This is a genomic window from Pluralibacter sp., from assembly GCF_019237635.1.
GTDB lineage: Bacteria > Pseudomonadota > Gammaproteobacteria > Enterobacterales > Enterobacteriaceae > Enterobacter_B.
This window is the reverse complement of record NZ_JAFAGS010000181.1, coordinates 1-11,976: the sequence shown is the minus strand read 5'-3', so window position 1 is coordinate 11,976 and position 11,976 is coordinate 1. Positions and strand designations below refer to the sequence as shown.

Below are 11,976 nucleotides of genomic sequence, written 5' to 3'. Positions count from 1 at the left end.
CAGGAGGTCCCAATGCTGCGATGGCAACCCGGAGCTACCCTGCTCACAGATTTCGATATAAAGATTGGCCGGTTATCGGCAAGCGTACGAAAGAAGACCCTGACCCAGTCCGACATCGAACACGCCTGCAGTGATGCTGATGACGCTGTGTACCGGATGATGAGGAAAGACCAACATGACCAGAGAAAACGATCTGCTAACAGACGCTGAACTGATTGAGTTTACCGGCTATCAGAAACCCTCCAAACAACGGGAAATATTAGACCGTGGCGGCGTCTCGTACATCCCTGACCGGGAAGGTCGCCCAATGGTAACCTGGACACATATCAACGCCGTACTGAACGGTCAGATCACCGTGCAACCAAGTACAGAAGCGAAACCTGATTTCGGAGCTATTTAAATGGGTCGCAGAAGAAAGGATCCGGGTGATAACAGGCTCCCCCCGCGCGTATCAAAAACCAAGACACGTTACTACTACAAACCCACGTCTCGGGAAACCGTGACGCTGGGACCAATCACCATAACCATGTCAGCGTTATGGAAACGGTACGAGGAAGAACGGCGCAATTACTCAGATGTGATGACGTTCGAAAAGCTCTGGGGAATGTTTCTCAAAAGTGCCTACTACACTGAGCTTGCAATACGAACCCAGCGCGATTACCTGCAACATCAGAAAAAACTACTCTCCGTATTCGGTAAAGTTAAAGCTGACTTAATCAAACCGGAAGACGTGCGTCAGTTTATGGATCGACGCGGCCTACAGAGTAAGAATCAGGCCAACCAGGAAATGAGCAGCATGTCGCGTGTTTACCGTTGGGGATATGAGCGCGGCTACGTTAAAGGAAATCCGTGCGCCGGCGTCAGCAAATTCTCTCTCAAGGCTCGCGAACAATACATCACTGACGAAGACTACCTGGAAATTTATAAACATGCAGATAACGTCGTCAGAGCGGCGATGGAAATTTCTTACCTGTGCGCCGCCAGGCAAGCTGATGTACTAACGCTGCGTTGGATGCAGATTTCTGACAAGGGGATATATATCCAGCAGGGTAAGACCGGGAAAAAGCAGATCAAGGCCTGGACGCCTCGCCTGCGTGAAGCGTTGGAAACAGCACAGACAGAATGCCCAAGACTTTCATCTGACGCGCTGGTCCTCTACAACAGCGATCGTGGCCAGTTCATTCGTAAGACGTTCAATAATCGCTGGCTAAAGGCAGTGCGCGCAGCACAAAGCGAACTCAATCGGCAACTGGATTACACGTTTCACGATATTAAGGCAAAGGCCATTTCAGATTTTGAAGGGAGCAGCAGGGATAAACAGATATTCAGCGGTCACAAGACAGAAAGCCAGGTACTTATCTATGACAGGAAGGTACAAATTAGCCCTAGCCTAGACAAGCCTTTAATTAATAAAATCACTTAAGCAATTGAGTCATAAACATATCGATGAAATAATGAAAACGTGAAATCAAAGAAGGATGAAATTTAAATATATATACACCTAAAGAAATCATAACTGGCAAAGCAGAAATAATCAGTAAAAATACCATCGCAACATCTAACCCCCTAGCCTGAGAATAGAGGTTCTCTTTATGTTTTGAAATTAACTCTGCAAGTTCCCCGCTCCGCTGAGCTTTTGTATGGCTAAACAAAGCATCTATTGAATCCATGATGGATTTAAGTACTTTTTTTTGGTCGTAAATAGTAAGTGCAATTAACAGGGATGTTATTGCAACACCTAACAAGGCTAATATGCTTTCAAATTTATCTACTTTTAAAATAGCTACAGCCACGGCAAAAGAAATTGGAAGCCCGAACAACTTACCAGATATAGACGAAAGAGTCCCTGAAATCTTTGAAGAAACAGTCATGTAATTTTCAGCTGCTTCTTTTTTCTGTTTCAAAAATGAAAAGTTAGTTAAATAACATTCAAAATTCCCATAATATGTTTCTTTCAATAACTCCCACTGTTCAATCAGAAAATTAAATTTATCCTGGCTCTCATCTACGTCTTTAAGCACCTCAATAATTGACACTCTAAACATAGCTTGTTTTTCTTGAATGTGAGCATTATCTATTCCATTCTCCTTTATGCTTTTGAAGATAGCCAAGTCAACCATAGGGAAAGAAATACTTTCAATAGTTATTCTTGGTTCAATAACAATCGGAGATGTTTTTTTCGAGTTACCTGTATCAATAAATACTAGTTTTAACAAACCACTATGCTCTACATGGTCGTTATAATTTGCCAAATCATAAATCTCTGTAATAAAACATGAAAGCTGTAACGCCTTTAAAACTTGTTCGTTTGCAGAGTCAACTTCACCAAATAAAAAATCCTCTTTTACAAGATAAACATTCTCAACACATCTACCTGTATTTAAATTATTATCAATGAGTAAAAAATCTTCTAACGACTCAATAAATCTAAAATCACCAGCAGGTAACGATACTGTAAGAGTAATGTCAGTACTCGAGGTTAGATCTCCAGGAAAAGAGTCCTCGTATAATGTACCACAGGAACAGGATTCAAAAGACAAGTCAAAATCAGCGATACTCTGATCTGCGTCATCCCATAACTCTTTAAATATATCGAACTGGTTAGCAAGTTGTCCTCTATATTCAAATGAGCAGTTAATTACAGAAGGCTTTCCCAACCCTCTGTAAAATTTAACCAGCTTTTCAAAATATATCGAGGACATAATTTACCCTTCGCTCTTGAGTGCATCTTCTAATTTTTGTATTGTATTTTCATCCAACTGAGAAATTATTAATTTCTTTTCTTTACGCAAATACTGAATTACAGATCCAGCCTGTTCACCGAAGAATCTTTTTTCAAAACTTAACTCCCATCCATTGGATTTAGTCCTGACTTTTGTTCTTTTGTTTACTACAGACCTGTTTATGGCGAACTCTAATGGAACACCTATTTCTTCCCCATTGAGATACTCAACTAAGTTGTCGATATGCGTATGTTTCTCTGCTGGTACAGCCTGTCTTACAATATGCTCAATTTCTGCCAGAGAAGCAGTTTCCCCTGGCTTTTTCTCTTTTAGATGGTACAGCACAGCATCGTAGGCAGCATTTTTGTACGCCTTGATGTCTACATTTGCATCAAAGTAACTTCTTACACCATTAAGAGCTGCTTCTGTAGCTCTTGCTGAGGGAACACTGTCTGAACATCCAAGGGCGGCAACAAAATATCCAGATGCATCCTGATTCACCTTAGGGCTTACAAATGCTAAGTAAGTTGATTTTTCATCTTCAGGTAAAGTTTCGAATTCATGGAATCGATGAAAGTTCACACGAGCGGCTTGGTGAATTTTGGCTAAATCAATCTGAACCGTTCCAACTGGCTTCAGGTCCTTATCTAAACGCAGTGCTTCCTTCTGTTTAACCATGGTAATGAGAAGAAAATCAGACACACCACGAACATAATGGGCAAATACTATAGCCCCACCTGAAGCAGCCACTCGAGATGGATCTTTGGCTTGACGAGAGAGCTCATTCATGCAGATCAAGGTGAATTCGTGAAAATCGTCCGATGTAGCAGCCCCATCATAATACGTTTTAAATGCAGGAGGAACTTTGAATGTCACATCTTGGTAATCGAAGGTTCCGCGTGATGCTTGATTATCTTTTTTACCTATCAATTCGGTCAAAGACTGCACTAACTGACAAACATATTCGTCGTCATTTGGAAGTACAGATTTGAGAGTGGTTTCAACTTTCTGCTTGCCACTTTCTTTGATTAGTTCATGGATAACACAGTGACGTAACTTAAAATCCATCTTGTTCAACCTTAACATTGCTGTTGGTAGCCAAAGCATGACTATAAAAAGTGCTCATATGAACACAAATTACTAACAGTTTAGAGGTTAATGAGCTGAGCTTAAATTGATTTTTTATGCAGTTTTGAGATAGGTCGAATTCTTCGAGAATATTCTTTTTTATTCTTCGGCTCAAAAAACAAAGGGGTTACCTTTCGGTAACCCCTTGTTTAATCTGGCGGAAGCGCAGAGATTCGAACTCTGGAACCCTTTCGGGTCGCCGGTTTTCAAGACCGGTGCCTTCAACCGCTCGGCCACACTTCCGGAATGAGGCGCACTATAAACACCTCGATGCGCCGTGTAAAGCCCGAATGTGTTCGTTTGCCTGAAAAACAGTCAAAATGCCGTTAATCGATTGAAATAACAACACACTGACCGTTTTATCAGCACAATATCGCTCAACTCACGTTTAGCGCTTTTTGATGTACATGTCTTTGGTGTAGTAGTAGCCGAGCTTATCCGGGGTAAATCCGCCGACCCAGGGTTTCACCAGATGTGTGCGGACATAGTGATAGACCGGAATCGCGGGTACATCCTGAGCCAGAAGATCTTCGGCCTGCTGATAGTATTTACCGCGTGTCGCCACATCCGACGCTTTCGCCGCGTTGCGCAGCGCCTCGTCATAGGCCGCATTGCTGTACTGAGAGGTATTTTCGCTATCGCCGGTACGGAAGTTATTCAGGAAGGTTGCCGCGTCATCATAGTCGGCGATCCACGCATAGCGCACCACATCAAAGTTATGGGTGTGCATGCTGTCAAGCATGGTCTTCCACTCCTGGTTTTGTAGCTTCGCATCCACGCCGAGGTTCTTCTTCCACATGGAGCTTGCCGCAATGGCGATGCGCTGGTGTGATTCCGAGGTGTTGTACAGCAGGTTGAACGTCAGCGGATGGCTGTCGTTAAACCCGGCCTCATTCAGCAGCTTTTTCGCCTCGGCGATGCGTTTGTCCATCGGCCAGCTGGCGTATTCCGGCTTATGTATCGTGACCCCGCCGATATCCGGCTGGCTGATGACCCAGGCCGCGCGTTGCCCCTGTCCCAGAACCTTATCCGCGATGATGTCCTTATCCAGCGCCATATTCAGCGCCTGGCGTACTCGCGGGTCATTAAATGGCGGTTTGCTCGTATTGAACTCGTAATAGTACGTCGCCAGCTGCGGTGAAACGTTCAGTTGATCGCCCATCGTTTTTTTCAGTTGAGCGAACTGGTTAATAGGCACTGTATAGGTAATATCAATCTCACCGGCCTTATAACGGTTCACATCGGCGGCGTCCGAGCTTATCGGCAGATACGTGACCTTGTTGATAGCGGTATGCACATTGTCCCAGTACCGCGGGTTGCGCTCCGCCACGATACGTTCGTTAACCACCCACTGCGACAGCTTATAGGCGCCGCTGCTGACGAAATGCTCCGGTTTAGTCCACTTATCGCCAAAGCGGGTGACCAGCACTTTATCAACAGGCACCAGCGAAGGGTGCGCGAGCATCGCCAGAAACGCGGCGTTCGGCTGGTTTAACGTCACCTGAAGGGTCGTATCGTCCAACGCCTTCACGCCCAGCCTATCCGGCGCCATTTTGCCCTGCGCAATGTCTGCGGCGTTAACGATATGCATGTTGCCGGGATAGCTGGCATAAGGGGAGACGGTTTTCGGATCCACCAGCCGTTGCCAGCTCCAGACGATATCCGGCGCCGTAATGGCCGTACCGTCAGACCAGGTGACGCCAGGACGTAAATGAAACGTCCAGACCGTGTTATCTTTGTTCTCCCATTTTTCCGCCAGCCGGGGTTGAATTTCCCCTGTCGGAGAGACGCTAACCAGTCCTTCGAATAAATCGCTGATAATATTGAATTCGACGTCGCTTTCTACTTTATGCGGATCAAGCGATGCCGGTTCGCTGCCGTTATTCCTGACCAGTTCCTGTTTTTCCGCCAGCGCCGTTCCTTCGGGAATGACGGCGGCAGAAGCCAGCGTGGCGCTACAGAAGAAACCGGCGGTCAGTAGGCCGAGCGTGATGCGATTGTGTGGTTTCATATCCATTGCCTTATTGATTTCATTATTATTGACACCGCCTTCAGTCTTAGCGGCGCCTTGCCAATAACGCAATGTTTTTCAGTAACCTATAAGATCTCGATCTGCCACATCGACAAAAAGCCACAATCCTGCTGCCGGATAAAACATCATCGCTATAATCTGCTGGATTTTTGTGCGCCGGAGTCGGTAAAGATGGGTAAAACAACTGGAGCTTTCCGCTTTGTTTTCATATTCTTTGACACTATTACATCTGTCATCATAAAGAGAGTGACACTATGGATCGTATTATTACCTCGTCGCGTGACCGTTCGTCGCTTCTTAGCACGCACAAAGTCCTGCGCAACACCTATTTTCTGCTGAGCCTGACGCTGGCGTTTTCGGCGATTACCGCCACGGCCAGCACCGTGCTGATGCTGCCGTCGCCGGGCCTGATCCTGACGCTGGTCGGTATGTATGGCCTGATGTTCCTGACCTATAAGCTTGCCAACAAGCCTTCCGGTATTCTGGCGGCGTTTGCCTTCACCGGCTTCCTGGGGTACATCCTCGGCCCAATCCTCAACGCCTACCTGTCCGCCGGCATGGGCGATGTGATTGCGCTGGCGCTGGGCGGTACGGCGCTGGTCTTCTTCTGCTGCTCAGCCTATGTGCTGACCACCCGTAAAAACATGTCGTTCCTCGGCGGTATGCTGATGGCCGGTATCGTGGTTGTACTGATCGGTATGGTGGCGAACATCTTCCTGCAGTTGCCTGCGCTTCACCTGGCAATCAGCGCGGTGTTCATCCTGATCTCTTCTGGCGCTATCCTGCTTGAGACCAGCAACATCATCCACGGCGGTGAAACCAACTACATTCGCGCCACAGTGAGCCTGTACGTGTCGCTCTACAACATCTTCGTCAGCCTGCTGAGCATCCTCGGCTTCGCCAGCCGCGACTAACCGCTGATGCTGTACCCCCAAACCCCGCTTATGTGGGGTTTTGTTTTTTGCTACACTGCCCCGGTTTTGGATTCATATTGCGAATAACTATGTTGAACTTTGAAGGTAAAGAGATAGAGACCGACAACGACGGCTATCTCAAGGACAGCACGCAGTGGAGTGAAGCGCTGGCGGAAGTGATTGCCCAGCAGGAAGCCATAACCCTTTCCCCGGAACACTGGGAAGTCGTGCGTTTCGTGCGCGAGTTTTATCTGGAATTTAATACCTCGCCCGCCATCCGTATGCTGGTAAAAGCGATGGCGAACACGTTCGGCGAAGAAAAAGGCAACAGCCGCTATCTCTATCGCCTGTTCCCTAAAGGCCCGGCCAAGCAGGCGACCAAAATCGCCGGGCTGCCCAAGCCGGTGAAGTGTATTTAATAGCGAATATCAAACCGCTCCCAGCGCTTATCGCTGTGATACGGCTCCGCCAGCACGCGATCAACCCGGGCGCTGCGCGGACCACCCGCATTCAGCCAGGCGATAAGCGTTTCAACCTGCTCAGCATCGCCGCAGGCCAGTACCTCAACGCTGCCGTCATCCAGATTGCGCGCATAGCCGGTTAACCCCAACCGCAGCGCTTCCCGCTGCGTGCTGTAGCGAAACCCGACGCCCTGAACCAGACCGTGTACCCATGCGATCGTGCAGACCTGTGCCATCATTATGCTCCTGTCATGCTGTTGTTCGTTGCATTTCCCCACTGAAGTCGGGAGAATGACGCCCATTTTCTTCAAACCGTCAGAATAGCAAATTATGAGCGTACGTTTAGTGTTAGCCAAAGGCCGCGAGAAATCCTTGCTGCGCCGCCATCCCTGGGTTTTTTCCGGCGCCGTTGCGCGTATGGAGGGTAAAGCCTCTCTCGGTGAAACCATTGATATCGTCGACCACCAGGGTAAATGGTTAGCCCGCGGCGCTTATTCCCCGGCGTCGCAGATTCGCGCCCGCGTCTGGACGTTTGAGCAAGACGAATCCATTGATATCGATTTCTTTGTCCGCCGCCTGCAGCAGGCACAGACCTGGCGCAGCTGGCTTGCCGGGCGCGACGGTCTGGACAGCTACCGTCTGATCGCCGGTGAATCCGACGGGCTGCCGGGCGTGACCATCGACCGCTTCAGCAACTTCCTGGTGCTGCAACTGCTGAGCGCTGGCGCCGAATATCAGCGCGCGCCGCTGATCAACGCGCTGCAGACGCTGTATCCACAGTGCGCTATTTACGATCGCAGCGACGTCGCGGTACGTAAAAAAGAGGGGATGGAGCTGACCCAGGGTCCGGTCACTGGCGAGCTGCCGCCTGCCCTGCTGCCCATTGAAGAGCACGGTATGAAGCTACTGGTCGATATCCAGGGCGGTCACAAGACCGGTTATTATCTGGATCAGCGCGACAGCCGTCTCGCCACCCGTCGCTATGTTGCCGATAAACGCGTACTGAACTGCTTCTCCTATACTGGCGGTTTCGCCGTTTCCGCGCTGATGGGCGGCTGTCGTCAGGTGATAAGCGTAGATACCTCTCAGGACGCGCTCGATGTGGCGAAACAGAACGTCGAACTCAACAAGCTGGATCTCAGCAAAGCCGAGTTTGTCCGTGACGACGTCTTCAAATTGCTGCGCAAATACCGCGACCAGGGCGAAACCTTCGACGTGATCGTCATGGATCCGCCGAAGTTCGTGGAAAACAAAAATCAGCTGCAGGGCGCCTGCCGCGGTTACAAAGATATCAACATGCTGGCTATCCAGTTGCTGAACCCCGGCGGCGTGCTGTTGACCTTCTCCTGTTCAGGATTGATGACCACCGATTTATTTCAGAAAATCATCGCTGATGCCGCAATAGATGCCGGGCGTGATGTACAATTTATAGAGCAGTTCCGTCAGGCGGCCGATCACCCGGTGATTGCTACCTACCCGGAAGGGCTATATCTGAAAGGGTTTGCCTGTCGCGTCATGTAACTTGAAAAGCGAAACATTGCCCACATATTCAGTGTCAGTAATGTTTCCCGGGAGGTGACTATGATTGCCAGCAAATTCGGTATTGGCCAACAGGTCCGCCATTCCCTGTTGGGTTATCTGGGCGTGGTGGTTGATATCGACCCGGAATACTCCCTGGACGACCCGTCAGCGGATGAAGTAGCGATTAACGACGATCTGCGAGCCGCGCCCTGGTACCACGTGGTCATGGAAGATGACGATGGCCAGCCGGTTCATACCTATCTCGCTGAAGCGCAGCTAAAGAGCGAAGCGAGCGATGAACATCCTGAACAACCGTCCATGGATGAGCTGGCGAGAACCATCCGCCGACAGCTTCAGGCACCGCGTTTACGTAATTAACGAAAACCCCGCAGTTGCACTGCGGGGTTTGCTTTTTACTTCGCCAGCCCAAGCCGCGGAATTTCAATCGCCGGGCATTTGTCCATCACCACGTTAAGCCCCGCCTCTCTGGCAAGCACCGCCGCCTGCTCATTGATGACGCCAAGCTGCATCCATAGCGTTTTTGCGCCGATGGCGATGGCCTCCTGAGCGACGCCCCATGCCGCTTCAGCGTTGCGAAAAACGTCCACCATATCCACTTTCTCCGGCACTTCCGCCAGCGTGCCGTACCCTTGCTGACCCAGCAGGGTTTTCCCGGCCACCTTAGGCGATACCGGAATAACGTGGTAGCCCTGATCCAGTAAATACTTCATCACCCGGTAGCTTGGACGATCGGGTTTATCACTCGCCCCCACCAGCGCAATTGTGTGTGTGGACGTTAAAATGCCTGCAATATCGTTCTCTCTCATCATTATCCTCCGGGCTATTTAGCAAAGTGTACGACAATCCTGACCCGCCAGCCATTCCACCCCGTCTGAGTCTCAGTGCGGTGAATCACAATATGTCCAGATGTTAATAAAAATTAATTTCGTAAAATTTTGATACACTCTAATGGCGGGACATGTCTTTATCAGGAGAGGTGAATGAAAGCCATCGTTATGACGCTGTATCTGCTTCTGCTGCCGATGAGCGCCAGTGCCACCACGCTGCATCTTTCTGACGATGTGGACCTGCTGTTGCTGGACGGGAAAGAGGTATCCAGCCTGCTGCTGCGCGGCGCGGAGAGTATTGAGCTGGATAACGGCCCGCACCAGCTCGTGTTTCGGGTTGAAAGGATGGTGCGCCTGCCCGATGATAACCGCCAGCTGTACGTCTCGCCTGCGTTGATCGCCAATTTCGACTCCCGGCAGATAGACCAGGTAAACTTCAGCCTGCCAGAACTGGAAACGCTCCACGACGCGCAAACCTTCACCCTCACCCCGTCGATAAAGCTGCTGGACGGCAACGCAACGCTGATTCCGGCAAAGCTCAGCATTCTCACCACCACGCAGGCAGGCGATAACATTGATTATGAAAAGGCCACCCGCCTCTATAACCAGACGAATCAGTCTGCCGCCACATCAGCCTCACAGTCGCAGTCCCTGACCGAGCAACGGCTGAAACATTGGTTTGAACTTGCCGACCCGCAAACCCGCCATCGCTTTCTGGAATGGGCAAAACGGCAGCCTTCATCCTGATATCATGACGTGGCGCATCATATTTTTCATTCCGGTCACTTGCAGCAGCAGTCACATCCAGTAATCTGTCTGCATCTGAACTGGTGGAATAAAACGATGGAACTGACAACACGTACGCTACCTGAGCGTAAACACATCGCGCTGGTGGCGCACGATCACTGCAAGCAGATGTTGAAATCATGGGTCGAGCGGCATCAGCCGTTGCTGGCAAAGCACGTCCTGTACGGCACCGGCACGACCGGTAATCTGGTTTCACGCGCGACGGGCCTTGAGGTCAATGCGATGCTGAGCGGCCCGATGGGTGGGGATCAGCAGGTCGGTGCCCTGATTGCTGAAGGAAAAATAGATGTGCTGATCTTCTTCTGGGATCCGCTCAACGCAGTGCCGCACGATCCGGACGTCAAAGCGCTATTGCGTCTGGCAACGGTATGGAACATTCCGGTCGCCACTAACGTCGCCACGGCGGATTTCATTATTCAGTCGCCGAACTTTAACGACGCCGTCGACATTCAAATTCCCGACTACCCGCGCTATCTCTCTGAACGCCTGAAATAATCGTCAGCCCGGTGAACGCTCACCGGGCTGATTTTTATGGTTTACGTACGACAGGAACACCAAGCTCCGTCAGCGTCTCAACGAACGTCGACGGCTCCTCTTTGCTGTACAGCAGCCATACCCTATGGCGCGCGCGGGTCAACGCCACATACAGCAGGCGACGCTCTTCCGCGTCCGGGAAATCCTCCTCCTGCGCCAGTAGCGCCTGTTCCATGATGGACTCACGCGCCGGTGCGGGGAACGCATCCTGCCCCTGTTGCAGCCCCAGCACGATAACGTAATCCGCCTGCTGGCCTTTGCTGGCGTGAATCGTCATAAAATCAATTTGCAGGTGCGGCCAGCGCGTCGAGGCTTTCTCGAGCGCGGCGGGTTTCAGGTGATGGTAGCGCGCCAGAATCAGGATCCGCTCGTCCGGTTTTGCATAACCGCTAAGCTTATCGAGCAGGACATCCAGCTGATTATCTGTAAGCAACGTCACGGCTTTCTTATCCCCGGCAGTCAGACTGTTCAGCGGTTTGCTGAGCTGATGCGGGTTTTGCTGAATAAAACGGTTGGCAATCTCGCCGATACGCCCGTTAAAGCGGTAGGTGGTGTCCAGCGCGCAGAGATCGCCTTCACCGAAATAGTGATTAAACGCGGTGGTCAGCGATAGTTGTGCGCCGCTGAAACGGTAGATAGCCTGCCAGTCGTCGCCGACGGCAAACAGCGTCGTCTGCGAGTTTTGCTGACGCAGCGCCGCCAGCAGCGCCGCACGCTGCGGCGAGATATCCTGAAATTCGTCAACGAGAATATACTTCCACGGGCTGACGAAGCGCCCCTTTTCCAGCACGTTTATCGCCTGATGAATAAGCCCGGAGAAATCGACCGCGTTTTCCTCTTTCAGCGCGGTTTTCCAGGCCTTCAGCAGCGGCGCCATCAGCTTCACACGCTTGCCGAAAAGTTCGCGCGCCTCGTCGGGAGCCGCCGCAATCATCTCCGCCTGGGAACCACCGTGCATGCGCATCAGCCCGACCCAGCGGTCAAGCCTTCCCGCCAGCCGCTTCTGCA

The 11,976-nt window shown here is 50.5% G+C and carries 14 protein-coding genes and 1 tRNA gene; 8 read left to right on the top strand and 7 right to left on the bottom strand.

From position 1 onward, the window contains the following. Positions 1 to 175: 175 nt before the first annotated feature. Both JO226_RS21470 and JO226_RS21465 read left to right on the top strand, forming a co-directional pair. Entirely contained in the window at positions 176 to 400 is a 225-nt protein-coding gene (locus JO226_RS21470) for a DUF4224 domain-containing protein (RefSeq protein ID WP_296407224.1), read from the top strand. Continuing rightward, the gene (locus JO226_RS21465) at positions 401 to 1,423 is read left to right on the top strand and encodes a tyrosine-type recombinase/integrase (RefSeq protein WP_296407222.1); all 1,023 of its coding nucleotides are present in this window, start codon (positions 401 to 403) and stop codon (positions 1,421 to 1,423) included. Here JO226_RS21465 and JO226_RS21460 read toward each other — a convergent pair. From JO226_RS21460 to JO226_RS21445, 4 genes are all read right to left on the bottom strand, one after another. Then, positions 1,416 to 2,702, bottom strand: coding sequence for a hypothetical protein (locus tag JO226_RS21460; RefSeq protein WP_296407219.1), 1,287 nt, complete (start codon positions 2,700 to 2,702; stop codon positions 1,416 to 1,418). The two genes, JO226_RS21465 and JO226_RS21460, sit on opposite strands and share 8 nt — an antisense overlap. A 3-nt stretch (positions 2,703 to 2,705) precedes the next feature. Then, positions 2,706 to 3,791, bottom strand: a complete 1,086-nt coding sequence (locus JO226_RS21455) for a nucleoid-associated protein (RefSeq protein WP_296407217.1) — start codon at positions 3,789 to 3,791, stop codon at positions 2,706 to 2,708. Between the two features lie 215 nt (positions 3,792 to 4,006). Beyond that, positions 4,007 to 4,094: transfer RNA gene (locus JO226_RS21450), tRNA-Ser, on the bottom strand. A gap of 145 nt (positions 4,095 to 4,239) precedes the next feature. After that, complete coding sequence (locus JO226_RS21445; protein ID WP_296407216.1) at positions 4,240 to 5,868, bottom strand: ABC transporter substrate-binding protein; 1,629 nt, start codon at positions 5,866 to 5,868, stop codon at positions 4,240 to 4,242. A gap of 269 nt (positions 5,869 to 6,137) precedes the next feature. On the opposite strand from JO226_RS21445, the gene yccA reads away from it, so the two are divergent. Next, positions 6,138 to 6,797 (top strand): FtsH protease modulator YccA, encoded by a 660-nt coding sequence (gene yccA, locus JO226_RS21440; RefSeq protein ID WP_296407214.1) that lies wholly within the window; start codon positions 6,138 to 6,140, stop codon positions 6,795 to 6,797. Positions 6,798 to 6,886: 89 nt separating this feature from the next. Then, entirely contained in the window at positions 6,887 to 7,216 is a 330-nt protein-coding gene (tusE, locus tag JO226_RS21435) for a sulfurtransferase TusE (RefSeq protein WP_296407212.1), read from the top strand. On the opposite strand, the gene yccX is transcribed toward tusE, so the two are convergent. Continuing rightward, positions 7,213 to 7,494: an acylphosphatase gene (gene yccX / locus JO226_RS21430; protein WP_296407230.1), complete on the bottom strand. Its 282-nt coding sequence runs from the start codon at positions 7,492 to 7,494 to the stop codon at positions 7,213 to 7,215. The two genes, tusE and yccX, sit on opposite strands and share 4 nt — an antisense overlap. Before the next feature lie 94 nt (positions 7,495 to 7,588). Here yccX and rlmI point away from each other — a divergent pair, with 94 nt between their 5' ends. Together rlmI and hspQ are read left to right on the top strand one after the other, a co-directional pair. Next, on the top strand, positions 7,589 to 8,779 hold the full coding sequence (gene rlmI / locus JO226_RS21425) for a 23S rRNA (cytosine(1962)-C(5))-methyltransferase RlmI (RefSeq protein WP_296407210.1): 1,191 nt from the start codon (positions 7,589 to 7,591) through the stop codon (positions 8,777 to 8,779). Positions 8,780 to 8,839: 60 nt separating this feature from the next. Next, on the top strand, positions 8,840 to 9,157 hold the full coding sequence (hspQ, locus tag JO226_RS21420; RefSeq protein ID WP_296407208.1) for a heat shock protein HspQ: 318 nt from the start codon (positions 8,840 to 8,842) through the stop codon (positions 9,155 to 9,157). A gap of 35 nt (positions 9,158 to 9,192) precedes the next feature. On the opposite strand, the gene JO226_RS21415 is transcribed toward hspQ, so the two are convergent. Next, the gene (locus tag JO226_RS21415) at positions 9,193 to 9,606 is read right to left on the bottom strand and encodes a CoA-binding protein (protein ID WP_296407227.1); all 414 of its coding nucleotides are present in this window, start codon (positions 9,604 to 9,606) and stop codon (positions 9,193 to 9,195) included. 174 nt (positions 9,607 to 9,780) lie between these two features. Here JO226_RS21415 and JO226_RS21410 point away from each other — a divergent pair, with 174 nt between their 5' ends. Next, the gene (locus tag JO226_RS21410; protein WP_296407206.1) at positions 9,781 to 10,374 is read left to right on the top strand and encodes a DUF2057 family protein; all 594 of its coding nucleotides are present in this window, start codon (positions 9,781 to 9,783) and stop codon (positions 10,372 to 10,374) included. Between the two features lie 96 nt (positions 10,375 to 10,470). Continuing rightward, positions 10,471 to 10,929 carry a methylglyoxal synthase gene (mgsA, locus tag JO226_RS21405; protein ID WP_296407204.1) on the top strand — a complete coding sequence of 153 codons (459 nt, stop codon included), beginning with the start codon at positions 10,471 to 10,473 and terminating at the stop codon, positions 10,927 to 10,929. Between the two features lie 34 nt (positions 10,930 to 10,963). Here mgsA and helD read toward each other — a convergent pair. Continuing rightward, a partial coding sequence (gene helD / locus JO226_RS21400; protein WP_296407202.1) for a DNA helicase IV occupies positions 10,964 to 11,976 on the bottom strand: 1,013 nt, incomplete at its 5' end.

What these genes read in the sequence shown, in the direction of transcription:
- JO226_RS21470 (WP_296407224.1), top strand. Translation starts at nt 176, where the DNA reads ATGACCAGAGAAAACGATCTGCTAACAGACGCTGAACTGATTGAGTTT.
- JO226_RS21465 (WP_296407222.1), top strand. Translation starts at nt 401, where the DNA reads ATGGGTCGCAGAAGAAAGGATCCGGGTGATAACAGGCTCCCCCCGCGC.
- JO226_RS21460 (WP_296407219.1), bottom strand. Translation starts at nt 2,702, where the DNA reads ATGTCCTCGATATATTTTGAAAAGCTGGTTAAATTTTACAGAGGGTTG.
- JO226_RS21455 (WP_296407217.1), bottom strand. Translation starts at nt 3,791, where the DNA reads ATGGATTTTAAGTTACGTCACTGTGTTATCCATGAACTAATCAAAGAA.
- JO226_RS21445 (WP_296407216.1), bottom strand. Translation starts at nt 5,868, where the DNA reads ATGGATATGAAACCACACAATCGCATCACGCTCGGCCTACTGACCGCC.
- yccA (WP_296407214.1), top strand. Translation starts at nt 6,138, where the DNA reads ATGGATCGTATTATTACCTCGTCGCGTGACCGTTCGTCGCTTCTTAGC.
- tusE (WP_296407212.1), top strand. Translation starts at nt 6,887, where the DNA reads ATGTTGAACTTTGAAGGTAAAGAGATAGAGACCGACAACGACGGCTAT.
- yccX (WP_296407230.1), bottom strand. Translation starts at nt 7,494, where the DNA reads ATGGCACAGGTCTGCACGATCGCATGGGTACACGGTCTGGTTCAGGGC.
- rlmI (WP_296407210.1), top strand. Translation starts at nt 7,589, where the DNA reads ATGAGCGTACGTTTAGTGTTAGCCAAAGGCCGCGAGAAATCCTTGCTG.
- hspQ (WP_296407208.1), top strand. Translation starts at nt 8,840, where the DNA reads ATGATTGCCAGCAAATTCGGTATTGGCCAACAGGTCCGCCATTCCCTG.
- JO226_RS21415 (WP_296407227.1), bottom strand. Translation starts at nt 9,606, where the DNA reads ATGAGAGAGAACGATATTGCAGGCATTTTAACGTCCACACACACAATT.
- JO226_RS21410 (WP_296407206.1), top strand. Translation starts at nt 9,781, where the DNA reads ATGAAAGCCATCGTTATGACGCTGTATCTGCTTCTGCTGCCGATGAGC.
- mgsA (WP_296407204.1), top strand. Translation starts at nt 10,471, where the DNA reads ATGGAACTGACAACACGTACGCTACCTGAGCGTAAACACATCGCGCTG.